This is a genomic window from Legionella sp. JM-2024 (assembly GCF_055389095.1).
Genome location: NZ_AP039388.1, coordinates 2,269,287 through 2,295,845, shown reverse-complemented (window position 1 = coordinate 2,295,845; position 26,559 = coordinate 2,269,287). Strand labels below are relative to the sequence as shown.

Here is a 26,559-nt window from a genome sequence, read left to right as displayed (position 1 = left end):
GGTTGTATAGCCTGGGTGAAACGAAGTGAAACCCGGGTTCAGGCCTTTTGTGCCTACACCCAGGCTACGCTCGCTATAAGATTGAGATCACATAGATAGCGTAGCCCGTATTAGACGAAGTCGTAATACGGGGTATTCTCAAAGATCCATCCCGTATTACGCTACGCTAATACGGGCTACGCTCGCTAATCCTTATATGTTTTAATAATTTTTAATTGCACCAACACAGTTTTTATTAAAAAGACCTTCATCTAAAATGTGTGTAGAGGTTACCGAATATCTTTTATTTTTAAGATCTAAAATAATAATTCCTTCATGAGATGAAGCCTTCCAAACAGCAATGTCTTTATCTTTAATTATTACAATATAGTTAGTTATTACCGATGGTTTATTTTCATGCATGAGGTCATTTTTTGATGTATTTGAGCATGTTATTAATGTGCTATTTTTAGTACAAATGTAAGTTATAAGTGTTCCATGCTTTGATTGCACATCGAAACCATTTGATCTCATCACCATACAATCAGTATCTTGTAACCAAATCTCATTCATTGCAAAAGCTATTATGGAATGAGTAAAAAGTATAATTGCGAGTAGCATCTTCATGATGTACTCTCCTTAGCCTATAAAAGGCTTATATATTGTTTAATTATAGACCCATCTAGCTTCTGATATTTTAATATTGGGCTAAAAATTCAAGATAGTTGTTACGCTTTTACATAAAAAATTAAAATTTGACAAACTGACATAATCCTACATGATTTGGGTTTACACCTGTGAAACCAAACCACGTGATTCACTTCATTTTACCCATATTGATATAGTAATATACAAATGTTAATCATAACTTTTGATATGTCTAAAAGATTTAGATAAGAGAAGGGATAATTTACCAAAAGCCCCATTATGTACAAAATGTAATAGTCAAAAATCTAGGCTAGAAACTAACTTGTTAGCAATTTTCCCTTTTGGTACTAATCATTCAGATGCACTAGAAAACTTAAATACAAATGTTCCTAAACGACTTGAAAAAAACATCAAATTATACAGAAATTTGCAAACATCAACGAAACCAGAGTCTACCAAAAATGAAAATGGTATTATAGTACCAACAACAGTAATTGAATTTGATATTAATAAGTTGTTTGTTTTGTTCAACTACATAACAAAGGCCTTAGCGGTTGTATAGCCTAGGTGAAACGAAGTGAAACCCGGGTTCAGGCCTTTTGTGCCTACACCCAGGCTACGCTCGCTATAAGATTGAGATCACATAGATAGCGTAGCCCGTATTAGACGAAGTCGTAATACGGGGTATTCTCAAAGATCCATCCCGTATTACGCTACGCTAATACGGGCTACGCTCGCTAAAATGGATCTATTAATTTAGATTAGGATTTGTTTGAGATGAAAAAAATAATTATTTATTTTTTAATGCTTCTTGGTACTCCTGTAGTTGTATCTGTCAGTTTACCAAATTTAACACACAAAAAGGAATTTACAGTGAATGTTCTTGAAAGAAACAAACAGAATGTTGTTGAATTTTACGATCTAATGTTCAACAAAAATAAGCCAGCTGAAGCTATAGATAAATATGTAGGGGATACATATATTCAACATAATCCGCATGTGAAAGATGGTAAAGATGGTTTCATTGAATATTTTAGGAGAATGGCGAAGGAGTATCCTGGTAAGAAAGTCACATTTAAGAAAGTCATTGCAGAAAATAACTTTGTTGTTTTGCACTGCTTGCAAGAGTGGCCAGGAGATAAGGATTATGCTGGTATTGATATTTTTAGGTTATCTGAAAGTGGTAAAATTTTAGAGCATTGGGATGTTTTGCAGGTAATCCCCTCTAGTTCTAAAAATGAAAACTCAATGTTTTAGGTGGTCTGAATTTTATAATTGCAGATTATAATAATCTAAGGAACAGATAACTTTGTGGTTGTATGTGCCCTACAAAATCCTCACACTGGATTTTAAGGAGTTTGGGAAAATTCTAATGGTGGCCAGAGGCAGAATCGAACTGCCGACACGAGGATTTTCAGTCCTCTGCTCTACCGACTGAGCTATCTGGCCACTCAAGGCTTGCTATTAAACTCCGAGATGGGTTTTGAGTCAAGTGTTGATTAGGTTTTTTTTGAAAATAATTTTTCTTGATAGGCGATTGCGATTTGTGCTCCTAACAAAGCATTGCTTTTTATCAGTTCAATATTGGCTTCCAAACTTTTACCAGCGGTTAATTCCGTGATGCGTTTTAACAGGAAAGGAGTCAGTGCCTGCCCTTTAATGTGTTTTGCCTCTTTATTCGCTTGTTTAATGTAGGGCGCAATTTCATCGTCTGATAATTCAGCTGACTCCGGGATAGGGTTTGCTATCACAATTCCATTTTTCATGTTCAGTTGGCGTTGAAGGAACATGAGCTTAGCCACTTCTTTAGCAGAATCTAATCGATGTGGGACGGGTATTCCACTGGATCGGCTATAAAATGCAGGAAATTCATCCGTGCCATAGCCTATGACAGGTACACCAAATGTTTCCAGAACTTCAAGGGTCTTTGGGAGGTCAAGAATGGATTTTGCCCCTGAACAAACTACGGTGACCGGAGTGGTGGACAGCTCTATCAGATCGGCTGAAATGTCAAAACTGATGGTGACATCCTGATGAACACCGCCAATCCCACCAGTGACAAATAATGGCAGGTTGGCAATCTGCGCGCAAAACATGGTGGCTGCTACCGTAGTGCTGGCTGTCATTTTACGGGACAAAATGAAGGAAATATCTCTGCGAGATGCTTTGATTACTTCTTTTGAGGAAGCCAAATGCTCCATAGTCTTGTTCGTTAAACCAATGTGAATTTTTCCTTGATGAAGTGCAATAGTGGCAGGAATGGCTCCTTGTTTGCGAATAATATTCTCAACTTCAATGGCGGTAGTTAAGTTATTGGGGTAGGGCATTCCATGAGAAATAATCGTCGATTCCAGGGCAACAATGGGCATTTGGTTATTGATGGCATCAAGCACTTCTTCGTTAAATTCCAACAAATCATGAAACATAAATGAATCCTTTATTTTATTTCTATATAGCCAGAAGGTTTTTCCGAACCATCACCAAAAAAGTATTTTTGCATTTCTTCTTTCAAAAATTCACGTGCCTTGGCTTCCATTAAATTCAGACGATATTCATTGATTAACATGGTTTGATGGGACAGCCACATATTCCATGCTTGTTTTGATACGGCATTAAAAATTTTTTCCCCTAGCTCACCAGGAAAGGGCGGTTTTTCCAAGCCTTCTGCTTCCTGTTTTAATTTGCAGCAAAATACCGTTTTTCCCATGGATAACCTCTTTCTTTTAATAAAAGAAACATTATCCTAGAAAAAACAGTTGCAATCTACAGAGCTTTCATTTTAATCAGCACGACTTTTTATCTGGGCTTGTAAAATATGTTGGGAAAGCAGTTGTTCTTGTTCATTCGTCAAGTTACAAAAAGCTACTGCAGTGCGGTAATGAGTTTCACTTTGGTATTGGCTATAGACTACTATGGCATCGACTATAATAGGTATCATTTTAGGTTTTGTGTAAATGATAATTTTTATGTTGGATTTTTCTTTAATCTGCTCTGTCGTCTTAAATGCCATGCCACCTAAGCTGATGTTTACCTTTCGTAATTGAATTTTACTGGCCATTAACATTTGTCGTGACAGATAGTCAATTTTTGCATTTAAAAGGTTAAGATAATGAGCTAAAGCAGGCTCTTTAACTGCTATGGCTTGGGTTAGTTCAGCCAGTTCATAATCAATACTTTGAAAATATTGAGATGCTTCCATGTATTTTTGCCCATGCTCACCCAATAACTGATTGGTTATTTCCGTATCAGAACAAAATTCTCCTGGTGCAATAATCCGATAATCAAAATAAACATGATCATCGATACGAAAATGCTGACGCCTTTCATGTACTGGCATAATCACTCCATTGTTCTATGTTGATACCTGTCTATTTCCTTATAGAATCAACCAGACTTATTTCGTTTTTTGTAACTCTTGTTATCTATAAATATAGACAGAGTTTTACACTATTGGTAAAGATCTGGTGTAATTTTTTATCTTGGAAAAAAATAAAGCAAAAGAATTTAAAATTTGACAAGTAATTGTCTTTTTTGAATAAAGATAAATTGAACAGAACAAAAAATGAAATGAAGTGACATAACTGTCTTCGGGTTATAAATTAAGCCACCCTCAATATTACAGAATGGCTTAATCCAATAATTGAAAACAGAGTTCAATTATTATTGAACTCTGGGAGCTTCCCAAACTATGTCAGATAGCTTAGGTTTTTGTCCTTTATGTCCATGACCATGGCTACCGTCTCCTCGGAAAAGAGTAGTTCTAACACTATCTATTCTGCACATTTGTTTTTTCTTCTGTGGAGGGGTTTCAACTATGGGAGCTTCTTCCCCTTTTGAAGATTCAGATTTTTTAGCATCAAAGAAGTGCACAGAATGCTTGGATGGGATGGTCTTCTTGGCATCTTTGCCTTTTTCTTCTTCCTTCTGTGCATTGGCATCCGGGGTTGAATCTTTTACTGGAGGTTTTGCATCAACTGTCGGCCCGCTTTTTTGTGCTTCATTTTTTTTGATTCCACCATCATTGTCTTTATCTTGAGGTTTTTTCTCAGTAACTTCTGGAGCTTCTATAATATTAACGGTTCCACAATTTTCAACATCCAAATCGAATTCACTATCGTTTTCAGATGATTCATTACTGCTATGAGGGAGTATTTCTTTAAGATTAGCATAAATATATGCCTCAAGATGCTCCCCTTCTTTTTCACCTATGCTTTCAAAATCCTTGGAAGGCACAAACTCAAGTTGGGGGAAGTGCAACTGAAATTCTTCACCCTTTAAATCTACAGGAATTTTGATAGATGGAGTTTCTTGTTCTCTGCTTTCCCTTTCTTTTTTAATGTTAGCAAGAATGCAATCTACTATTTTATTATCTTTAGAGATTTCAATATTTTTAAGTTCCTCAATAGGTAAAAATAACAGTTGAGGGAAATGAGACTGAAGTTTTTTACCTTTCTCGGTTAATGGTATTTTAATTGAGGAAACTTCTGTTATTCTATCCACTCTGTAATACCCGAAAGTCAACCAATGCAGTGCTTTTCTATACCAGGGAGCTTGTTCCCAATCTTTATTTAACAACTTCTCGTCAATTAAAGCCGGGAATTGTTGAGTAAAATAAGATTTTGAAGATTCTTTAAAACATTTTATTGCTAATTGTTTTGCCAGCTCTGTTAACTGAGGTATTTCAGGTTGTCTTTCAAAGAGTTTAATAAAAATAGGATTGGCTTGCTTTAAGAGTTCATTTTTGCTTAAAGAGCTGCTTAATAATTGATTAATTTCATCAGTCTCTTTTTGAATTTCTGATTCGATTAAAGCGGAAAGATTGCTATAGTAAGGTTTAGAAACTTCATTATAACACCTGATTGCTAATTTTTCAGCCAAGCGTGTTAACCGTGTTTCTTTAGGATCACTTTTGGAAAGTTTAGTAAAAATAGGATTAGCTCGTTTCAGTAATTTTTCGCCTTTCAACTGACCATTTAATAATTCGTTAAAGGCATTAACGTCTTTCTCAATCCCTAATTGAGAGGAGGGGAGAACTTCTTCGACTTTATTATAAAAATGATCAGGTGGCAAATTACGGTAGTTCAGTAAACGCTGGAATTGTTTAATGGTCATTCGTTTACCTGAATCACGCCGGGTTAATTCCTGTACCAGGAGAGAAAGATTGATAATCTGTTTGGACGGTGATTTGAAATAGGATGCTGCATCGCGATCCGGATTTCTAAAGTCTTCCGGAAGATGATCCAATTGAGTTAAAATCAGGAACTGTTTTAAAGCCATTCCCAGTTCAAAGGCCATAAATTGAGGCATATTCATGCGCTTCCACATGGCATTGCGATTATACCCTACAGGGTTATCATTTTTATCAAATGTAAGACATTTTAAAAATTCATCAGGAGCAAATAATGGGCTGGTGAGAATTTCACTGGCTAAAGGCTCTTGATTAGTGGTTAGAGTTTTTCTATCACTAACGAGGGTTCTGTAACTATTAACCAGAAAATTACTTAATTTAATATCGGGATGATAAGTATGAGTATCCTCTAATTTGGAGCAAAAATCAGTTAATTGAGTAAAATAATAACCAATTTGCGGTGCAATATTGCGTTGATCGCCACCTCTTAACTTTTTGGCAATTTCTTCCAAATTATTTTGATTAGCAAATTGACTCAGAATGACAGGCTTGAATTCGGTAGAACCATTTTCAGTTTTGAATTTCATCATAAAAACTGAATAATCTTCAATAAAATATTTTGAAACGGCATAGGAATGTAGTTCTTGCTCCCAGCCTAATTCATGTCGGTCTTCTACACGGAATACGAAGGGAGCCTCCCATTCGCTCATTGTGAATTTAAAATTGAAATTATTCACATGAGTTCCAAGTTCTTTTGTCTTGTATGAGGGAACAACCGCTAAATTGTCTATGGATTCTCCTTTAATCGCTTTTATTTTTGGGGCAACTAGCCTCAGAATTTCCTCTTGCTTTTCTATAACAGATTTTACTTTTGTGTCGTTAAGAGCGAACTGATTTAAGAGAAAATTAATTTGAATAAATCGTTCGGTACATTTTTCAAACTCAGATTCCTTGAGCAGCTTATCGCGCTCTTGCATGAGTTGGTATATATCCAATTCAGTGCTTTCTATTTTAGGTGCCTTTTTTATCTGTTCTGCTATAGCTTTGGCAAACTGCATTCCTTTTAAAAAGAAAGAGGCATCAGGATTGATGGAAAATTCAGCCAGCTCTTTTAACCACCCGCTTTCGCCATGGTCATTAATCCAATCGTATAAATCGTCATTCAGCGTGGTTTTATTTAGTAAGTAATTGATTTTTTGCAAATAAAATAATCTTTGAACCTTGTCATCTTTAGACACATTATTGTATGAAATCACAAGAGGGGTTAAATCCTTAAATGACTGGGGTGGTAAATTCAAAGGCATGGGGTACTCCAAAGCAATAAAATTGAACAAAATAGTAATAAAATCGCCCATTTTAGCACTTTTTTTGCACAGACAGCAAGTGTATTTTATGAGCAGAAAGAAACTATACGGAACTACAGGGTTGGTAGTTGTCAGTAGGTGTTGGCACCACTGCCAATAATATGAAATTTAAACTTTTCTTTATTAGCCTATTTTTCTTAAGACTTGGATGAGGTTCTTGAGGATAAAAATATCATTGTCCTCTATCTTCAGCAGAGCATTTTATGCTTTAATAGTAATCATTTATCTAAATATAAATTGTAAGGCTTGCTATGACTTTTGTAGTAACAGAAAGTTGTATACGGTGTAAGTATACCGATTGTGTGGAGGTATGCCCGGTTGATTGCTTTTATGAGGGGCCCAATTTTCTGGTGATTCATCCTGATGAATGCATTGATTGTGCGCTTTGTGAACCTGAATGTCCTGTTAATGCTATTGTTTCTGAAGATGATTTGACAGACGAGCAACAGCAATTTAAAGAATTAAATGCCGAGCTTTCTAAAGTTTGGCCAAATATCACTGCTAAAAAAGAAGCTCCTTCTGATGCCAAAGATTGGGAAGAGGTTAAGGACAAACTCCAACATTTACAAAAAGAGTGGAAGAAATAACCTCACTCGCTGAAACCTGTCGGCGAATTCTCAGTGAAAAAGGAAGATTATCTACCGCTATCCCAGGCTTTGTGGCACGAGCACCACAAGCTGATTTGGCTGTTGCTATTGCTCAGGCCATTGTTGATAAATCTACTTTAGTAGCAGAAGCAGGCACAGGGACAGGTAAGACATTTGCTTATCTGTTACCTTGTCTGCTAAGTGGCAAAAAAGCGCTCATCTCTACAGCGACCAAAACCCTCCAGGATCAATTGTTTCAAAAGGATCTGCCAACTTTAGTCAGAGCGTTGGGCTTATCAGCTCGTATCCAGAATTTAAAGGGTCGTTCCAACTATATTTGTCAATATCGAGTCAATAAGTACGCTGAAGAAGGACAATTTCAAAGCGCTCAATGCGCACACGAAGTATTGCATGTCAGAGACAAATTGTCGCAAATGAAGGATGGTGTTCGTTCTGAACTACCTGAAATTAGTGAAGACTCACAAGCATGGAATTATGTGACTTCCACCACTGATAATTGTCTCGGTGCGGAATGCCCAAATCATGAAACCTGTTTTTTAATCAAAGCACGTAAGCGAGCGATGGAAGCAGATATCGTGGTTATTAATCATCATCTTTTCTTTGCAGATTCACAATTAAAAAAGGAAGGTTTTGGTGAATTGCTACCCGGCGTAGACGTCGTGATATTTGATGAAGCACATCAGCTTGCTGATATTGCTTCCAATTTCAATGGACAACGCATAGGCACTCGTCAATTTCGAGATTTATTAGATGATATCATTGGTGAATGGCCAATTATGGATTTGGTTAATCAACCTCTAAAATCATTAAGTCATAAAACAGATAAGCTGATTGAGCAATTGTTACATGGTTTGCCGTCTGGTGACGATCGAATAAGTTGGGAAGATGTCAAACGTAACAAAGCATTTATGGAAGCATGGAGTAATTGGCTAGCTTTAAAGGATGAGTTAGTTCAATGTTTCGAAACAGAAAGTGTTTCAGAAGTTCCTGGATTGAGGAGGTGTAAAGAACGGCTTCTTGAATTGGAAGCAATTTTTCTTTCTTTTACTCAGGAGAATAATAAAAAAATTCGATGGCTAGAACGTTTTAAACACACGCTCGTTTTTCATGCAACACCTCATGATGTTGCTGAATCATTTAGCGAATTATTGACGCGCCAAAGTTGTACTTATGTTTTTACGTCTGCCACCCTGACTATGGCATTGTCATTTGATAGTTTTTGTAAACCGTTGGGACTCGATAACGCAATAACATTACTATTACCCAGCCCATTTGATTACCAGAACCAGGCTTTGCTCTATTTGCCCCGTGGCTTACCTGATCCTAAAGATTCTGGTTACTATGACGCTTTGCTCCAAAAAGCTTTGCCGGTGATAGAGGCTTGTGGTGGTCGTTGTTTTTTTCTGTTTACCAGCCATAAAGCGTTAAAACTAGTTGCTCAAATGCTGATCAACACTTTAAAATATCCACTTTTAGTTCAAGGTGATGAAGCGAAACCTATTCTTCTGTCCAGATTTAGGCAATTAGGAAATGCTGTTCTATTAGGTACTGCGACTTTTTGGGAAGGTGTGGATGTAAAAGGCGAAGCACTTTCCTGTGTGATTATAGATAAATTGCCTTTTGCCAGCCCATTTGATCCCGTGACTCGTGGTAGAATGGCCTATTTAAAGAGTAAGGGACTGTCTGGTTTTGATGAATTGTCCCTGCCAAATGCTGTGATTGCATTGAAACAAGGAGTAGGGCGCTTAATTCGTGATATTACGGATAAAGGCTTATTAATGATCGCAGATCCACGTTTGACAGGTAGAGAGTATGGTCGAACGATTCTGGCCAGTTTGCCTCAATTGCCAAGAACCCGTGACGAACAAAAAGTATTGTATTTTATTAAAGAGTTGGCTTTGGATTATGAAACTGTTAGCGATTGATACATCAACCGAACTGGCCAGTGTTGCCATCCTTACTGGTGATGAAATGATTTGTAAAGAGCAGGATAGTCAAAGAGTCCATGCGCAGCTCATTTTACCCATGATTGATGAATTAACAGCGCAAGCTGAATTGCGTTTTAACCAGTTAGATGGAATCATTTTCGGTTGTGGTCCAGGGAGTTTTACCGGGTTGCGTATTGCATGCAGTGTTGCGAAAGGATTGGCTTATGCCAATGATTTGGCTCTCATTCCTGTAGGTAGCCTGGCATCGATCGCATGGACTGTCCGAGAAATAAAAGGGGATATGAACTTACCTGTTTTGTCTGTTCTGGATGCTCGCATGCATGAAATGTATTGGGGTTGTTATTTGGAACAGCAATTACTGGCCTCTGATAAGATTAATGCTGTGAAAGATATTGACTTGCCTGATAGTAAATCGTTTGTTTTGGCAGGTGTTGGTATTGATTTGTATTGGAATGATTTTTCAGATCAAATAAAATCTCAAATCAGAGAAACATTAACTGTTTTCCCGACGGCATCTGCTATGATACGTTTAGCCCAGAAAGCTGGAATTGAACCTGTCTCTGTAGCACAAGCACAACCAATATATGTGCGCAATCAGGTAACTCAAGGAGATTCACGTGGATAAAAGATTATTGGAAATACTGGTTTGTCCTTTGTGTAAAGGGAAATTGCTCTTTAAAAAACAGGAACTCATCTGCAAATTTGATAGACTTGCTTTTCCGGTTCGCGATGATATTCCTGTCATGCTAGAGCAGGAAGCGCGTTTGATTCCATTGGAAGAGAAAGACAAATTATGAGCCCTGGTTTCCATGTGATTATACCGGCAAGGTATCATTCGACCCGTTTTCCAGGAAAATTGCTTCAAGAGATTAATGGTACTACAGTGATTGAACGGGTTTATAAGCAAGCTCTTCTTGCACAACCAAAAACAGTAACTATTGCTACCGATCATGAAGAGATTGCGAACCATGCCATCCAATTTGGTGCTCAAGTGGTGATGACATTGCCTACACATCAAACGGGAACTGATCGTATTGCAGAGGTCGTTGCCAAGGAGAATTTTGCAGCAGATGATATTATTGTGAATGTGCAGGGGGATGAGCCATTTATTTCTCCACAATTGATTCAACAGGTCGCCCATTCCTTAACTTACACGAAAGCGCCAGTAGCCACATTATGTTGGCCCATTAATAGTTTTGAAATGTTGAACAATCCAAATGTGGTTAAAGTAGTACGTACCCAAGATAATCATGCCCTGTATTTTTCGAGAAGTGCAATTCCTTTTCATCGGGATGACAAAATTTCTTATTCACACACGTTTCGGCATATTGGCTTGTATGCCTATCGTGCTGCCTTTTTACTGGAGTTTGTCAGTTGGCCGCCATGCGCATTGGAGCAAATTGAAGCGTTGGAGCAGTTACGAGTATTATGGGCAGGTTTTGCTATAAAAGTGGATGAAGCGTGTATAGAGCCTTTGCAGGATATTAATACAAAAGAAGACTTGCTTTTGGCTCAGCAGTATTTCATTGATTCTAGTGTATAACTGATTGTAATTTATGGGTTTTTCTCTGAGAAAATGGTTTTTGATCCATAGCCTGTATTTTATCCGATCCCTTAGGGGCGCGACCTGAAAGATCTTCACAAAAATGTACAATTTTAGTAACGACTCTGCTATCCCAGTACACTCTATCATCCCTCTACATCCAGTCATCCCTGCGAAGGCAGGGATCCATCCATCAAAATAGTTCGTAACTCAAATTAATCCACTGAGGATTGTTTGACTCAATTAAGTTAATTTTCCATTGTCTTTTCCATCTTTTTATTTGTTTTTCTCTAGTAATTGCTTCATAAACATTAGAGTGAACTTCAAAATAAACCAGTTCATGTACATGATATTTTTTAGTAAATCCATCGACTAAATTTTCCCTATGCTCATAGATACGTTGAGTCAAATTGCTGGTAAAGCCAACATATAAAGTTCCATATTTTTTGCTGGCAAGAATATAAACATAATATTGTTTTTCCATATGATGTAGAGTTTTTTGCGAAGTTGGCAGGATAGAATACCCTAATGAAACTTAGGATGTACATTGCAAAATGGATCCCTGCCTTCGCAGGGATGACAGAATCTAAGGGATAACAGAATCTAAGGGATAACAGAGGCATTACTAAAATTGTACAAATTCGTGGGGATTTATCGGGTCGCGGCTCGGTTTTTTATCATAATTGAGCATCGTCTTTAAATGCGTTTACTACTCAAAGGAATTAAGTCTTTTTGTAATATTTTTGAAAATTTAATGATTATACTGTTCAAATATTATAATTTCGTGGTTAAATAATGAGCTTTTGACCTACTGAACAATAACTTTATTGTTATTTTAATGAGGAAAAAGTGAATGAAATTATTTAAACATATCAGTTGGTTTTTATTGTTTGGATTGGCATTAAATGCCAATGCTTATTACACTGCTCAAGGTCATATTTATGACAAAGATGGTAATCAAGTTGCCATTAATGGGGTATCTTGGTCAGGATTTCAGGACACCAATGTTTTCCAAGGTTTGCAGAGTAACCCCTTCTATAATATCACGATGCCGCAATCCAAAACTCGTAACGGTTTGATGGATTTATTGACTCATCCAGGTGATATGGCTGATTCAGGCGTTAACAGCAGCACAGCAGTACAGTTTAAGACGGTACGCTTACCAATGCAGCCTGGAGTACTTTATGATGAAACAGGTGAAGTGGATTTAGGTAAGTGGCTCTCAGATAAAGGACACCCTGAAGCTGGTAATGGTCTTTTTTGTAAGACCTGGCAGTCTAATGGCCAGGCCTGCGAAAAAGCGATGAGTCCGAAGCAAGCGTTTTGGACAGTACTCGCTGAAATGAAAAAACATCAAATTAATGTGATGATTGATTTCCATCATCGCTATGGTTATGGGGATGGAATGAGAGACGGTACTGTTTATGACATGACTCAGTATGCGAAGGATTTGACTCTGCTTTCCCGGGAAATTAAACAACGTGGTCTGGACAATGTCATCGGTATTGATGTTTTTAATGAACCTTATCAGTTAAGTTGGTTTAAGAGCAGAAATGGACAGGTATCATGGACAAAAGTGATAGCCACTGCTGCCAAGGCAGTGCATCAGACCAATCCTGATCTGTTGTTATTTGTTGAAGGGCCAGGAGGTGGTAATGATGATATGGATAACCCTACAATCTGTGTTCCAACAGCGAATATTAGAGAGGATTCAGGTTATTCACATTGGCGTGACCCGGAGCGTTGTGGTGACAATCAGGACGTTGTTTCTTTCAAGGGTAACTGGGGGGAAGACTTTAAGCCTTTGCTGAATAAGGATTTGGCTAGAAAAAACATAGCTCAATTTGATGTACAAAAATTTAGTAATGAATTACGACAAGCAGCTACTGGCATTGACACAAAAATAATCAGTTGGTTACTAGGTGATGATACCATGGGGAATAACGGTCATCTTGTTTTTTCTCCTCACGTTTACCCCAGAGAAGTGGCTGGTTGGGAGACCGCTCCAGGTGATGCCAGTGATCTGCGCTTTGACTGGAGTTGGGGTTTTCTATACAAGGCAGGGTACCCAATAGTTTTAGGCGAAGCCTCCTGGAAATCCTTTGAAGGAAAAAACTTTTTTACACAAGCATTGATGCCATACCTCACCCAAAGTGGTATCGGAACAAATAACGTGTATTTCTGGGCTATTGGTTATCTAGGTGACACTGTGAGTGTTATTGATCCGAATACAGGTAAATTAAATCTCGATGTGCAATACACATTGAAACCTTATTTTAATTAAATTCATCGAATAACTTACAGGAATGGCCCGTATTATGGTATCGCCTAATACGGGCTTTTTGCTTTCAGGTCATTATGAGTTATTTTAAACTAATGATTTCAAACAGGGACATTAAGCGCTTTGGATTTGGTGTATCTTTTACGCAAATAAATTAAGACCGCAGGCAGCAACATTAAGAATATGCCAAGTGAAAAGACCATACGGTAATGGGTTGTTCCTCCAATATTAATGCTTTCAGTTGGAGGAATAAAACCTACCCATAAAGTCACGGTGCAACCTATTAATCCTAAAAAACATGTGAGGTAATAGCCTGGCTTGCCTCCTGGAATAGCAAAGGGTCTTTCCAGATGCGAGAACTTGTTTTTCAGGTGCCAGGCCGCAATGAACATCATGACATACATCATCATGTAAAGCTCAGTACTTAGAGCAGTAAACAACCAATAAATGGCATTCACTGTAGGAAATAAAAGGAAACCGCTGCATAACAAAGTGACTAGAACAGCCTGTAACAACAAAATTCGTGAAGGCATCCCATGTTTATTTTCCTGGCATAATGCAGAAGGTAAAAAATCATGTTTGGCTGCCATAAGTAATCCTTTGGCAGGTGAGATAATCCAGTTGATCATACTGCCTAATGTTCCTAGTAATAACATGAGTATTAAGACAGGCATTAGCCAATTCAAATTATAAACTTGTAAGAAATTGCTAAAGGCCCTCATCACTCCGTCTACCAGGCTTATTTTGTCTTTAGGTAAGATGAAGGCAATGGCCAGTGAACCCAAAATCATGGTGAACAAAATCAGAATGACCGAAAAGAACATGGCTTTTGGAAAGTTGGTTTGCGGATTATTCACATTACGTACATGAACAGCAGCAAGCTCCATACCAAGAAAAGAGGTCATGATCGCTGTCAGGGAAACCCAGGATTGGGTGTTTTTCCACTGGGGCAGTAAATTAGAAAGGCTTAGATCAATAGCGATAGGGTGGCCATGGATTAGCCAAATAAAGGCCAGAAGGATAATGAATCCCATAGGAACTATCATTCCAACTATGGCACAGAACCCGGCAAATGCGGCAGAAGCCCGTAATCCTGATAAACCTATCAAAGTTAAAGACCAAAAAATAATCAAAATAACGCTAATAAGATAATATTTGTTTTGTGCCAGTTCTGGGTTAATTAGATAGGATATTGTTCCGGCAATGAATGATAAAATAGTTGGATACCAGACTAAGGTATTTATCCATTGCAACCAAATCGCGAAAAAGGCAACGTTTTCCCCAAAGGCGTGTTTAACCCAACTGTAAATGCCGCCTTCTTCTTCAGACCAGGTTGAAGAGAGTTCGGCCGAAACCAGGGCAACTGGAATTAAAAAGATAATCGCTGAGAAAATGAAGAAGAAGATAAGGGTAGAACCAAAAAGCGCTGTGCCTGGCAAATTTCTAATGCTGTCAATTGCTCCTGTTATTAGTAACACTAAAGCAAGCACCGATATTTTTTCAGAGGACCAGGATTTCATTGATTTTTCTATTTGATAAAAAGATATACATTATAAAGTAAATCAAAGCTGGGAGTAACTTTTTTTTTAAATTTTGTGTTTATATCCATCTCGGCATGTGGGTGATTGAGGCACTGATTTTTGCTGAGTTTCCCATTCCTCTGATGTGTATAAATGCATACTTAATGCATGTAACCCCAGATCAAATTCTTCTTTTAGAAGTTGATTAATTAATTTATGGCGATTAATACGGGTTAAATCATCAAAACGTTTTGAAACGGCTATTATTTTAAAATGCGTTTCACCACCCTGAGGAACGTGATGATTCATAGATTCATCTTCAATACTTAAAAACACAGGGGATAAAGCGGGGATTAATGTTTCCACAATACGTTTTTTACGTGACATGATTAACTCAATTCTATTTTATAGAAAATATTAAGTATATCCATCTGGAGAATGATTGTCATATTGTTTTGTAATAATTGTCAAAATATAACAAAAATTGTCATTTTATTGTTATTTTACAACAAATAGTTCTTTTAAAAATATCCTGGATGTCGATTTAATTAATTTTATGGATAGTCGAAATGGCTTCTTATCTTTTGAAAGTATGTACAAAATATTAAAGACTTGGAATACTTGTCAGTAATTGGCATTATGCTTGCATCATGCTAATTGTTAGTTAACTATGGAGATGGTCATGAGACAAAAGGGTTTTACATTAATTGAATTGATGATAGTCGTAGCGATTATTGGTATTTTGGCTGCAATCGCTATCCCAGCTTATCAAGATTATACTATACGGGCTCGTGTTACTGAGGGTTTGACTTTAGCAGATTCTGCAAAGCTAGCCGTGTCTGAAACTGCTATTACCAACAACGCATTACCAGCTACTCAAGCAGCAACAGGATATGTATCTCCAGCTGCAACGACTAATGTGACTTCTATAGCAATAGGTGCAAACGGTGTTATCACCATTACTTATACTGCTGCGGCAGGGGGTGGTACGATTCTTATGACACCTACATTACAAGCTAACGGGGATGTTACTTGGGATTGTACTGGTGGTACCTTATTGGATAAATATAGGCCAGCCAGTTGTAGATAATAGTATGTCCTTAATGAAAACCGCCCTTTGTGGCGGTTTTTATTTGTACTCGAGATTAGACCTCTTGCATAACCTGCCTCTTTTATTTTATTGCTGTGTTGTAAAGATTTCTGCGGTGCTCATTTACTCTATGTAAACTCCGTTCCTCGAAACCTTTACGCCTTGCACTAAAGTAAAATATTCAGGTTATGCAACAGGTCTATTCAAAAAATCCTCATATTTATACTGTTGGTCGAATCCATTTTCTCTTGAGTTCATCCAACTTCCTGCAATAAAAACACTTTTTTAAGAAGATGTCCCATAGCTAAGTGAAAACAAATAACAGGAATTACGTCCCAATCTATTCGTTTACAAAGGTTTTTAATCTGATCATTTAATTGGTTTATACCTTGGAATGTTTCGTAAGTTCTATAAGACATACCCAAATAAGTTGGCACTGTATTTGCGTTGTATATTTTGAAGCTTTATTTGGAAAGAATATGAAAGCGAAGGGATTTTCTTTAATAGAATTAATGATAGTTGTAGCAATTATTGGTATTCTAGCCGCAATATCTATTCCTGCCTATCAGGATTATACCATTAGAGCAAAAGTAGTAGAGGGGATCAATATGGCTTCTTCTGCTCAATTGGCAGTCGTTGAAACGAGTTTGATTGGTGGTGCTTTGCCTACTACTCAGGCTGATACAGGCTATGTCACTCCGGCAGCGACAGTTAATGTGGCATCCATAGTGATTGGGGCGCTGGGGGTGATTACAATCACTTATACCCCAAGTGCCGGAAATGGGACTATTATTCTAGTCCCCACCATGGATGCCACCAACAGAATACTCACCTGGGACTGCACTGGCGGTACTCTGAATAGTAAATATCGTCCTGCTTCTTGTCGTCCTTAGAGTCTTTTGACAAATCAAAGTACTCTAATTTCATTAAATTTTTTTATCCACTAACTGATTTTTTAACCGGACATAATCTGGTAAACCATTCTTGTAATCTGGATAAGCTTCACCCTGAATTAATGGCGATAGATAGCGTTTGCATGCGTCTGTAATTCCCATACCATCCTCAGCTATGTATTCGGCTGGCATGGATTTTTCCTGATTGGCAACTTCAGAGAGTGGCACTTGTCCAATAGACCATTGATATGGTTCATCCTGTTCACGAATGACGATAGGCATAACGGCATTGTATCCTTTGACAGCATATTCAACAGCAGCCTTCCCTAAAGCATAGGCTTGGTCCAAATCAACCTGCGAGGCGATGTGCCTTGCAGCACGCTGAAGGTAGTCTGCAACTGCCCAATGATATTTAAAACCTAATTCTGACTTAATCAATTGGGCAATAACTGGTGCAACACCCCCAAGCTGGGCATGCCCAAATGCATCACGTAATCCCGCATCACTCAAAAATTGACCTTCTTTATTACGGATCCCTTCTGAGACAACGATCACACAATAACCATAAGAATTCACGCAGTCTTTTACTTTTGTCAGAAAGCGAGTTGGTTCGAAGGGAACTTCAGGTAATAGAATAATATGAGGGGGTTCTCCAGGATTTTGGCCTGCTAAACCACTGGCTGCAGCAATCCAGCCCGCATGCCTTCCCATCACTTCAAGAATAAAAACTTTGGTGGAGGAAGCGGCCATGGATGCTACATCAAAACCAGCTTCTTTAGTTGAAATAGCTATGTATTTTGCAACCGATCCAAATCCGGGGCAATTGTCTGTAAAAGGAAGGTCATTATCTACTGTCTTTGGAATTCCTATACAAGTGATGGGATAGCCCATGGTTTTACCTAACTGTGAGACTTTATGTGCAGTATCTTGTGAATCACCACCCCCATTATAGAAAAAATAGCCTATATTGTGCGCTTTGAAAACAGTTATCAAGCGTTGGTATTCTTCTCCATTGTCCTTTAATTTGTAGCGACATGATCCAAATGCTCCTGAAGGAGTATGCATTAACTTGGCAATGTCTTTTTCACTTTCCAATGAGGTGTCTATTAATTCTTCATTTAAAGCACCGATAATACCATTTTTAGCGGCATATACTTTACCAATGTGCTCTGGAAATAATTTGGCGGTTTGAATTACCCCGCAAGCTGAGGCATTAATTACGGCTGTTACACCACCTGACTGGGCATAGATTGCATTTTTAACTGACATTTTTTCTCCATACGATAGAATGATCTATTTGATTGGCAGGGATTTTACTTCGGCTTTTACACAAGAAAATTTTCATGGGTTAATTTCATCAAATGTTATTGTGAATACTGATTTTCATATTCACTAATTACTGCATCAATACTTTGTATTAAATCGGTAAAAGACTCGTTTAAATTATCAATATTAGTAGTGCGTCTGGCAAGTTTTTCTAATTGCGATACCCTTTTCTGCAAAGTGGGCACACCACAAAAACAACAGGCACCATGTAATTTATGAGCAGCGTCAGCTAAACCTTTAATGTTTTTTTGATGCATTAACTGGATAAACTCTTCTCGGTTTTTATATAATTCTTCTATAAATTTTGCGAGAAATTCTTCTGCAAGTGCTTGATTACCAGAAACTTTCTGAACACATAATTGCCAATCAATGGCGGCATGCTTGATTTTATCAACGATACGAAGAATTTGCATTAACAATTGTTTTTCATCTATGGGTTTTTGAAAACAAAAATCAACTCCGGATTTTTTCATATCCACAGAACTCAGATCGCTGCTACTGGCAGTAATGAGAACAATAGGGGAGTGTTTATTCAGCAAAGATTTTTGACGCACCATTCTGGCAGCTTCTAAACCATTAAGTTTCGGCATTTGCAGATCCAGCAGGATCATATCAAATTTTTTGTCCTCACAAGCAGCCACAGCCATTTCACCATCGTCAACTGCAATTATATTGGCATTATTATTTAATAAGGATGTTAATAGCATTTTGTTAACTGGATTGTCTTCTGCAATGAGTAAGTCTGGATGCAGATAACGAAGCTGTTCGCGCAAACTGTCTAATTCCTGGTTGGTATTTTTCTCTGTTTGATTTTGATTGCTGATCGATTCAATGAGGTCCTGTAGTTTTTGGATGCTGATGGGCTTGTAAAGAAAACCACGAGCACCCAAGGCAGTAAAGTCACTTATGGGCCATTTGGAAATTAATACAAAAGGAATCTGTTTATGTTTCGCAATGAGTTCCGCTGCTTGTCGCTCACATCCTTGATTGACATTCATGAAGGCGATTTTGCAATCTTTATGCTTCGTTAATGTTCGAGACAGTTTGTTAAATGAATCAACCCGAATAGGCTCTATGCCCCAAAATCCCAAACCATTACTTATCGCTTCTAAATGTAGAGGATTATCATCAAAGCATATGATTTTTAAATGCGTAAAACGATGGGTTTGATTTTTTTCAACTTCATACGCGATTAATTTCTCGACTTTAATTCGAGCGCTAAAAGTCGAACCTTTGTTTATTTCACTGGTTAAACTAATACGGCCATGCATTTCTTCACATAGTTTTTTACATATGACCAAACCTAGTCCTGAGCCACCGTAACGACGTGTTATGCTCGTGTCTGCCTGATTAAATGCTGTAAATAGTTTCGTTTGATCTTCTGGGGAAATTCCAATCCCAGTATCCGTAATAGCAAATAATAAGGTATAGTCCTTATCGGTTTCTTGTTCAATTTTAGTGCGTATAAGAACGTATCCATGGTCAGTAAATTTTACTGCATTGGTCACCAGATTACTGATGATTTGTTTGATTCTTAAAGGGTCACCTAATACCGTTTTAGGTACATTGACGTCAGTGATTGGGATTAAATCAATTCCTTTTTTATGCGCATTAGGGCTTGCAAGAGATAACACTTCATCAATGCATCCTCGTATATCGATAGGAATGCAATCCAGGTTCAATTTACCGGCGTCAATTTTAGAAAAATCCAGAATATCATTGATGATGCTTAATAAATCCTGTGCTGATGATTTGATTGTTTTGACATAGTCCAGTTGTAAGGGATCCAGCTTGCTTTCTAATAAAACATTCGTAAAACCAATAACTCCATTCATGGGTGTGCGGATTTCATGGCTCATGTTCGCAATAAATTCAGATTTTTGCCGACTTTTTTCTTCGGTTTTTTTCTTCTCGAGCGATAGCTCTATGTTTTTTTCCTCCAGAAGTTCAAGACTTTGTTGCAAATCTGCTGTGGCAATTTCAATATGATGATTTAAATCACGAACAGTGTTTAAATACTGTTGTTGTAGATGAGCACACCCTTTTTCAATTGTTCCAAGCTCCCCAGAGCTGGAAACACGAATTTCAGTTTCAAATTCGTTGCTTAAAATTTGTTTCATGCTTCGACGCAAACGAGCAATAGGTATGTAAATGCGTTTGGACAGGAAATAATGAATTGTTAATCCTGTCAGTAAACCGAACAAGGTAATAAAAATGGTTACAATAAGCATTTGATAGCGTTTTATGAGCAACGATTGCGTATCAATGTCAATGGATAACCAGCCTAAAATATCGTCAGCTTGAAATACATTGGGGGTAGCAAGTTCTTTGAATTCAGTACTGGAATACAAGTTGAACTTAGGAATGGTAATCGGTGCTATGAAATTAATGGTAAAGGGATTAATTTGCTTACTCTCAATGTAATCACCGGTAAAGTCTGGGGGATTGAAGGGTTTGTGAATGGAGTGTTTGCCACCACGGTAAGCGATTAATTGTCCATTGGCATTATAAAATGCCAAGGCTTTTACTTCAGGGTTAATCGTTGAGGCATTGATTAACCCTTGCAGAGTGCGATAGTCATTGCGAAGCATGGCATACTGGGCTGCCGGAAGTAATTGCCTGATGTAAGCCTCACCTAGCCGGGACATGTGTTGCTTTAAGTCTTTACCAAATAGACCATTATAAAAAAAAGCAAAAAGTAGGGCGACTAAAAAGGCGGGAATAAGGGTGGTGATTCTAAGCTGATATTTAATACCAATACTTTTCAACATAGCTCCTTTTAGCCTTAATTCAGCAGTTGAATCTTTGCGTTAATGGTAAACTCGGCTATTATAACTTGATTATTTTATTCCTTACAATGGAAGATATTATGACTGTTAGAACCCGATTCGCTCCAAGCCCCACAGGTCTTTTACACGTTGGCGGGGTAAGAACTGCATTATTTTCATGGCTATATGCAAAACACCATCACGGTCAATTTATATTGCGTATAGAAGATACTGACAGAGAACGCTCCACACAAGAATCTGTACAAGCTATTTTAGATGGCATGGCATGGTTAGGAATGAGCTTCGACGAAGGACCCTATTATCAGACCGAGCGATATACTCGTTATAATCAAGTTGCTCAACAATTTTTGGAAGCAGGAAAAGCTTATCGTTGTGAATGCAGTAAGGAGAGATTGGAGGCACTGAGAGAAGCTCAATTAGCGGCTAAGGAAAAACCCCGTTATGATGGATATTGCAGGAATAGAAATCTTCCTGATACTGGAGCCCCACATGTTATTCGCTTTAAAAATCCTGATTCGGGCATCGTTTCTTTCCACGATGAGGTTTATGGCGATATTCATGTAGAGAATAGTGAATTGGATGATTTAATTCTAGTGCGTTCGGATGGACATCCTACTTATAATTTTGCTGTAGTGATTGATGATTTGGATATGCAGATAACCCATGTCATTCGTGGGGATGATCATATTAATAACACCCCAAGGCAAATTAATTTATTCAAGGCATTGGGTGCTCCGGTACCTGTTTTTGCTCATTTACCTATGATTTTAGGTGATGATGGTAAACGCTTATCAAAGCGGCATGGGGCCGTCAGTGTTTTGCAGTTTAAGGAGTTAGGCGTTTTACCCCACGCTCTATTGAATTATTTAGTTCGCCTGGGATGGTCTCATGGAGATCAGGAAATTTTTAGCGTGGAAGAAATGATAGCTAACTTTGATTTGAGTAATGTCAGTCGAGGTGTTTCAAGTTTCAACTATGATAAATTATATTGGTTAAACCAGCATTATCAAAAAAGTGATTCACCTGAGTCTGTTGCTAAAGCGTTACAATGGCACTTTGAAGAAGCAAGAATTGATTTGAGTAATGGCCCTGATTTGAAAGATTTGGTGATAGTTCAGGCCGAAAGGTGTAAATCATTAGCTGAAATGTGTCAGATCAGCGAGTATTTTTATATGGATACTATTGAATATAATGAAGAGGCTGTCAAAAAACATTTGCGGCCAGTTGTTTTGGAACCTTTAATGGTGCTTCATGAGCGCTTAAAGGCACTTAACGAATGGCAAAATGATAAAATTCAAGAATGCATCAATGATGTGAGCCTGCAATTTGATTTGAATTTGGGCAAAATAGCTCAGCCTTTGCGTGTTGCAGTGACTGGTTCCGGAACATCACCTTCCATTGATATGACCTTGATGTTATTAGGTAAAGAAAAATCAATCAAACGACTTGAAGAGGCTTTGGAGAAGATACGCGCCAGGGCTAATGCCATTTAGAGGTTAAAGTCCTCCTGGTTTGTGTGCGGGCATGACCGATTTTTTTGTCATATATATGGGCTTTTGTTTTATTTTATGGATCTATTTGTTTCTATCAGGTTAGAATGGCTGATTTTATACTTAACCTGATGTATTTTCTGCTATGAAAATAATAAATAATTTAGTTGGTTTTTTTTTCGTCTTATGTTTAGTAGGTTCACCCTACAATATTAGTGCAGCAGAGTATTCTGCTGTACCTCGCAACAAAATTCAAAAGGAGATGAACAGGTATTATAAGGTTTATCATAATAAAGAAAAATTTACGGCAGTTGCCGTTTCAGTTTTTATTCCTCAGGAAAAAAAGGAAAATTCATTTGATATCGCTACTTTTTTAACTGGAACAATGGGATATCCACCACTTTCCCAAGAAATTACACCTTCTAACCTGTTCGACATTGGCAGTATTACCAAATCATTTACCTCATTGATTTTACTTCAATTACAAACTGAAGGTAAATTGTCTCTGGATGATCCCTTGGGTAAGTGGTTACCACAATACACACAATGGGAAAATGTGAAATTAAGACAGTTATTGAATATGACCAGTGGTATCCCCAATTATTCTGAAAATCCGGAATTTTGGAAAAAAATGGAGGACAATTTGGCAATTGTCTGGACTGATGAAGAATTATTGACTTATGCACACCCTGAAAAACCAATTGAGTCCAATAGAGAAAATTTGTATGAATACTCCAATTCCAATTATATTCTCGCTGGGATGGTTATTGAAAAAGTGACCCAAGATACATTTGAAAATCAGTTAAAACAAAGAATTCTTAATTCCAATAATGGACTAAACAACTCATTTTATCCTGCAGGGCCGCATGGTTCGGAGGTTAAAAAATCAATTGATGACAGAAGAGTGCATGGTTATGTATACGATGAAGATAACAAAAAACTGATCGATACTATCACCAATGATCTATCATGGGCTGGGGCTGCAGGAGCTATTGTTGCAAACACTGAAGATGTGGGTCGTTGGGTACGTCTGTTATATCATGGCCTACTTATAAATCCTGATTCCAGAGACAGAGTTTTGGAAGAGTTGAAAGCGGTGGTTTCAGTAAAGTCAGGCTTGCCTATACCTACAGTGACCGAAAAGGATCCTGGTGGTTTTGGTTTGGGAGTTGGTTATTTTTATGATAAAAATTCCAAACAGCGCTTTTGGGCATATCAAGGTAGTACGTTAGGTTATAGGGTAATGTATCTTTGGAATCCTTGTAATGATGTGACGGTTGTTGTTGCTTTGAACGGTAAAGGCGGTTCAGATAATGAAAAGTCAAAAATGGGTAACCATATCCATGATCTGTGTTTGAATTTGCAAAAAGTCATCGTTAAAAGCCATCCTCACTTGCAGTGTACAAATTAATCTATCGTTTGGGATGATTGGTGTGAAGGACAAAATAACATGACTATCAGTATTAACAACGAAACAGATCATTTTTTTATTTCAATATGCAAAATGAATCAGCACTCTTTTATTATGTTGGGTGTCTATAATAATTTCCAAGTATCTCATTTGCTGTGTAGAGTAGGTAAGATCTTTGACTTACCTAATCAAACCGGGATTATTAAAAAATGTCTTGAAAGTTACGGTGCTTTGGGTGGTGCAATTTTTGCCAGCAGCAAAGCCAAGATCTTGGATGAAGGTATTTCAAGAAAACGAAAAGGACAAATACCTGTTTCTTATCAAGCTTATGATATCAGTTATGAGCAATATTGTGAGTTTATTCATTATCTTGAGTCCATACAAACCGAAAATAATCAGTTTCAATGTTTTAAACCCTTTGTCCAGGATGGAAATGTTGTACATTTTTCACAAACCAGTGCTCGAGTTTTTCCAACTTCTGCTCATTGGACGGAGCTACAAGCTGAAACTAATGAAATAAACACAAGTAATACTTGTCGGCATTCAGCAATAAAATTAATTGAGGCAGTTACCAAAACACCTGTTTCATCATTGGTATCGCCTTATTTCTTTATTAACTTGCCTTACAAAACTCAACTGGATTATGGCAAACCTAGTAAAGACATGCCATTTTATGTGTTACCTTCACCACCGCCACCTATCCATCCAGGCTTTAATAAAGAAAAACGTTTGATAGCTAAAAAGCTATATCAGAGAATGGAGCGCTTACCATTGCTTGAACCCAACTCATCAATGACTGAACAGAAGTTTGATAGCTTAAAAAGTTTGTATCTGCAAATAATTGGACCGCAAAAGAAGCAATCTATTAATGAATTATTACTCGACATTCAAAAATGGAAGGAAAAAAATAAGTCCTGTTTACAGACGCTAAGAAGAACTTATTTTTGGGATTCTTTTATTACCAGAGAATCGGCCACTATGAAATTAATTAAGGAAATTGAGGAAGATCTTAAGCGCGCTAAATGCCCATACTAATATTGTCCTGTGAATATCCGGGTAATCTCATATCTAATTGATTTAATTTAGAACCACATTTCTGATCAAACTTATGTCATCCCTCACTGCTCAGGATCTGATGTATTCCCACGAGACATAGCCGTATCTATTGGATTAAAATAACTAATTCATTTTTTATTTTAATCGAAACCATTCACACTTTGAAAGATCCCCACAAAAAAGTACAATTTTAGTAATGACTATGTCATCCCTGCGAAGGCTGGGATCCATTTGCAATATACATCCTAAGTTTCATTAGGGTACTCTATCCTGCCAACTTCGCAAAAAAACCTGCATCTATTAAAATTGTACAAGTTCGTGGGGATACATCAGCTCAGGATAATATGCGCAGCTGAAACGAGTTTTTGATTCTATTACAGATAAATAGAGGCAAAATCATACCAAGTATGCCATCCTCCGGTTGTATTGCATAGGTTTTCTTGCATTTCAAGTTTTTTTCCTGCATTTTATGTTAAGTTAAATAGTATTGTTTAAATATAATAGACTTCTTTCCAAATTCGCTGAGGTGAGAGAAATGTGAGGAGAAACGGAGCGCAGAACCGGAGTGTACACCTTGCTATATGAGGATTTGAGCACCGTATCGACGAAGTAATTTACCACCTCAGTAGAGTTTGGAAAGAAGTCTAATCAAAGGAGTGATCATGAAATTATATTATTGCAGAGGGGCTTGTTCATTAGTAGTTCGAATTATACTTAATGAGTTAGGATTAACTTTCCAGGATGAAGAAGTTGATTTAAAAGTTAAAAAAACAGCTGGAGGCGAGGATTTTTTTAAAATTAATCCAAAAGGAGCAGTCCCTACCCTTATTCTGGATAATGGCGATACCCTCACAGAGAATCAAGTGATTCTGCAGTACCTGGCAGATACTACCTCAGGCCAAAAATTATTGGCTGCTGTTGGGGATAGCAAAAGATATCACACACTGGAATGGTTAAATTATATTTCCACAGAACTTCATAAATCGCTTGGAATGTTTTTTAATCCTTCTGTTTCAGATGAATTGAAATCAAAGATCTTAACCCCTCTGGTCATGACCCGGTTTGCCTATACCGATGATCGTTTGGCTAAAGGACACTATTTGATGGGAAATGAATTCAGCTTACCCGATGCTTATTTGTTTGTTATGGTCACATGGACTGGATATTTTAAACTGGACTTGTCTAAATATAAGCATTTGGAACAATTTATGGAACGTATGCAATCACGGCCCTCGGTTATCAAGTCATTGCAACAGGAGAAATTGTAAGGCAGATTGATTATTAATTGCTTTCAATGAAACCTGTTTAAGTTTAATAAAAAGGAGTTTTGCAGCAATTGGATTATAAGAATGACCAATTTCTAATGCTTCTGATCCATATTAGAAGATGTTGATTACTGGTCATTTTATAATTTACTGTACCCATTGAGATTAAAATTAAATCTTTTGGTCTAATTTATTAGCAATAATCTCCATTATTATGTT

General features: G+C 37.5%; 23 protein-coding genes and 1 tRNA gene. 13 read left to right on the top strand and 11 right to left on the bottom strand.

Going from position 1 to position 26,559, the window contains the following annotated elements; all coding sequences use genetic code 11:
* Positions 1-201 precede the first annotated feature (201 nt).
* On the bottom strand, positions 202-606 hold the full coding sequence (locus ACZ5EK_RS10140) for a hypothetical protein (RefSeq protein ID WP_464429378.1): 405 nt from the start codon (positions 604-606) through the stop codon (positions 202-204).
* A gap of 798 nt (positions 607-1,404) precedes the next feature.
* Here ACZ5EK_RS10140 and ACZ5EK_RS10135 point away from each other — a divergent pair.
* The gene (locus tag ACZ5EK_RS10135) at positions 1,405-1,884 is read left to right on the top strand and encodes a nuclear transport factor 2 family protein (protein WP_464429377.1); all 480 of its coding nucleotides are present in this window, start codon (positions 1,405-1,407) and stop codon (positions 1,882-1,884) included.
* Between the two features lie 116 nt (positions 1,885-2,000).
* Here the strand turns inward: ACZ5EK_RS10135 and ACZ5EK_RS10130 are convergent.
* The 5 genes from ACZ5EK_RS10130 to ACZ5EK_RS10110 form a co-directional block, all read right to left on the bottom strand.
* Positions 2,001-2,076: transfer RNA gene (locus tag ACZ5EK_RS10130), tRNA-Phe, on the bottom strand.
* 50 nt (positions 2,077-2,126) lie between these two features.
* Positions 2,127-3,053 carry a pseudouridine-5'-phosphate glycosidase gene (locus ACZ5EK_RS10125; RefSeq protein WP_464429376.1) on the bottom strand — a complete coding sequence of 309 codons (927 nt, stop codon included), beginning with the start codon at positions 3,051-3,053 and terminating at the stop codon, positions 2,127-2,129.
* Positions 3,054-3,064: 11 nt separating this feature from the next.
* Entirely contained in the window at positions 3,065-3,334 is a 270-nt protein-coding gene (locus ACZ5EK_RS10120) for an oxidative damage protection protein (RefSeq protein WP_464429375.1), read from the bottom strand.
* A 72-nt stretch (positions 3,335-3,406) separates the two neighbouring features.
* On the bottom strand, positions 3,407-3,964 hold the full coding sequence (locus tag ACZ5EK_RS10115; protein ID WP_464429373.1) for a PilZ domain-containing protein: 558 nt from the start codon (positions 3,962-3,964) through the stop codon (positions 3,407-3,409).
* Between the two features lie 323 nt (positions 3,965-4,287).
* A complete protein-coding gene (locus ACZ5EK_RS10110) occupies positions 4,288-7,110 on the bottom strand; it encodes a Dot/Icm T4SS effector kinase LegK7 (RefSeq protein ID WP_464429372.1) in 2,823 nt (940 codons plus the stop codon).
* A gap of 260 nt (positions 7,111-7,370) precedes the next feature.
* Here ACZ5EK_RS10110 and fdxA point away from each other — a divergent pair, with 260 nt between their 5' ends.
* Genes fdxA through kdsB form a run of 5 tightly spaced genes read left to right on the top strand, consistent with a single transcriptional unit; the run spans position 7,371 to position 11,219 of the window.
* Positions 7,371-7,706 carry a ferredoxin FdxA gene (gene fdxA, locus ACZ5EK_RS10105; protein ID WP_464424217.1) on the top strand — a complete coding sequence of 112 codons (336 nt, stop codon included), beginning with the start codon at positions 7,371-7,373 and terminating at the stop codon, positions 7,704-7,706.
* A complete protein-coding gene (locus tag ACZ5EK_RS10100; protein ID WP_464429371.1) occupies positions 7,694-9,652 on the top strand; it encodes an ATP-dependent DNA helicase in 1,959 nt (652 codons plus the stop codon). The genes fdxA and ACZ5EK_RS10100 overlap by 13 nt, the downstream gene beginning before the upstream one ends.
* Positions 9,630-10,301: a tRNA (adenosine(37)-N6)-threonylcarbamoyltransferase complex dimerization subunit type 1 TsaB gene (gene tsaB / locus ACZ5EK_RS10095; RefSeq protein WP_464432485.1), complete on the top strand. Its 672-nt coding sequence runs from the start codon at positions 9,630-9,632 to the stop codon at positions 10,299-10,301. Before ACZ5EK_RS10100 ends, tsaB begins: the two co-directional genes overlap by 23 nt.
* Positions 10,294-10,473 carry a Trm112 family protein gene (locus ACZ5EK_RS10090; protein ID WP_464424214.1) on the top strand — a complete coding sequence of 60 codons (180 nt, stop codon included), beginning with the start codon at positions 10,294-10,296 and terminating at the stop codon, positions 10,471-10,473. The genes tsaB and ACZ5EK_RS10090 overlap by 8 nt, the downstream gene beginning before the upstream one ends.
* Positions 10,470-11,219 (top strand): 3-deoxy-manno-octulosonate cytidylyltransferase, encoded by a 750-nt coding sequence (gene kdsB / locus ACZ5EK_RS10085; protein ID WP_464429370.1) that lies wholly within the window; start codon positions 10,470-10,472, stop codon positions 11,217-11,219. Before ACZ5EK_RS10090 ends, kdsB begins: the two co-directional genes overlap by 4 nt.
* 193 nt (positions 11,220-11,412) lie before the next feature.
* On the opposite strand, the gene ACZ5EK_RS10080 is transcribed toward kdsB, so the two are convergent.
* Positions 11,413-11,703 (bottom strand): GIY-YIG nuclease family protein, encoded by a 291-nt coding sequence (locus tag ACZ5EK_RS10080; RefSeq protein WP_464429274.1) that lies wholly within the window; start codon positions 11,701-11,703, stop codon positions 11,413-11,415.
* Positions 11,704-12,072: 369 nt separating this feature from the next.
* Between ACZ5EK_RS10080 and ACZ5EK_RS10075 the strand changes: the two genes are divergently transcribed.
* On the top strand, positions 12,073-13,503 hold the full coding sequence (locus ACZ5EK_RS10075; protein WP_464429369.1) for a cellulase family glycosylhydrolase: 1,431 nt from the start codon (positions 12,073-12,075) through the stop codon (positions 13,501-13,503).
* A 98-nt stretch (positions 13,504-13,601) separates the two neighbouring features.
* Here ACZ5EK_RS10075 and ACZ5EK_RS10070 read toward each other — a convergent pair whose 3' ends face one another.
* Positions 13,602-15,020, bottom strand: a complete 1,419-nt coding sequence (locus ACZ5EK_RS10070; protein ID WP_464429368.1) for an APC family permease — start codon at positions 15,018-15,020, stop codon at positions 13,602-13,604.
* 66 nt (positions 15,021-15,086) lie between these two features.
* Entirely contained in the window at positions 15,087-15,407 is a 321-nt protein-coding gene (locus tag ACZ5EK_RS10065) for a BolA family protein (protein WP_464429367.1), read from the bottom strand.
* A 295-nt stretch (positions 15,408-15,702) separates the two neighbouring features.
* On the opposite strand from ACZ5EK_RS10065, the gene ACZ5EK_RS10060 reads away from it, so the two are divergent.
* Positions 15,703-16,110: a pilin gene (locus ACZ5EK_RS10060; RefSeq protein ID WP_464424205.1), complete on the top strand. Its 408-nt coding sequence runs from the start codon at positions 15,703-15,705 to the stop codon at positions 16,108-16,110.
* A 479-nt stretch (positions 16,111-16,589) separates the two neighbouring features.
* Positions 16,590-17,003, top strand: a complete 414-nt coding sequence (locus ACZ5EK_RS10055) for a pilin (protein WP_464424204.1) — start codon at positions 16,590-16,592, stop codon at positions 17,001-17,003.
* Positions 17,004-17,036: 33 nt separating this feature from the next.
* Here ACZ5EK_RS10055 and ACZ5EK_RS10050 read toward each other — a convergent pair whose 3' ends face one another.
* Together ACZ5EK_RS10050 and letS are read right to left on the bottom strand one after the other, a co-directional pair.
* Positions 17,037-18,272: a 6-phosphofructokinase gene (locus ACZ5EK_RS10050; protein WP_464429366.1), complete on the bottom strand. Its 1,236-nt coding sequence runs from the start codon at positions 18,270-18,272 to the stop codon at positions 17,037-17,039.
* A gap of 95 nt (positions 18,273-18,367) precedes the next feature.
* On the bottom strand, positions 18,368-21,100 hold the full coding sequence (gene letS, locus ACZ5EK_RS10045; RefSeq protein WP_464429365.1) for a two-component system sensor histidine kinase LetS: 2,733 nt from the start codon (positions 21,098-21,100) through the stop codon (positions 18,368-18,370).
* A 98-nt stretch (positions 21,101-21,198) separates the two neighbouring features.
* Between letS and gltX the strand changes: the two genes are divergently transcribed.
* The 4 genes from gltX to gstA all read left to right on the top strand — a co-directional run bounded on the left by gltX (position 21,199) and on the right by gstA (position 26,343).
* On the top strand, positions 21,199-22,611 hold the full coding sequence (gene gltX, locus ACZ5EK_RS10040; protein WP_464429364.1) for a glutamate--tRNA ligase: 1,413 nt from the start codon (positions 21,199-21,201) through the stop codon (positions 22,609-22,611).
* 142 nt (positions 22,612-22,753) lie between these two features.
* Positions 22,754-24,019: a serine hydrolase domain-containing protein gene (locus tag ACZ5EK_RS10035; RefSeq protein ID WP_464429363.1), complete on the top strand. Its 1,266-nt coding sequence runs from the start codon at positions 22,754-22,756 to the stop codon at positions 24,017-24,019.
* A 39-nt stretch (positions 24,020-24,058) separates the two neighbouring features.
* Positions 24,059-25,054, top strand: coding sequence for a hypothetical protein (locus tag ACZ5EK_RS10030; protein WP_464429362.1), 996 nt, complete (start codon positions 24,059-24,061; stop codon positions 25,052-25,054).
* A 683-nt stretch (positions 25,055-25,737) separates the two neighbouring features.
* Positions 25,738-26,343 carry a glutathione transferase GstA gene (gene gstA / locus ACZ5EK_RS10025; RefSeq protein ID WP_464429361.1) on the top strand — a complete coding sequence of 202 codons (606 nt, stop codon included), beginning with the start codon at positions 25,738-25,740 and terminating at the stop codon, positions 26,341-26,343.
* Positions 26,344-26,559: the final 216 nt, after the last annotated feature.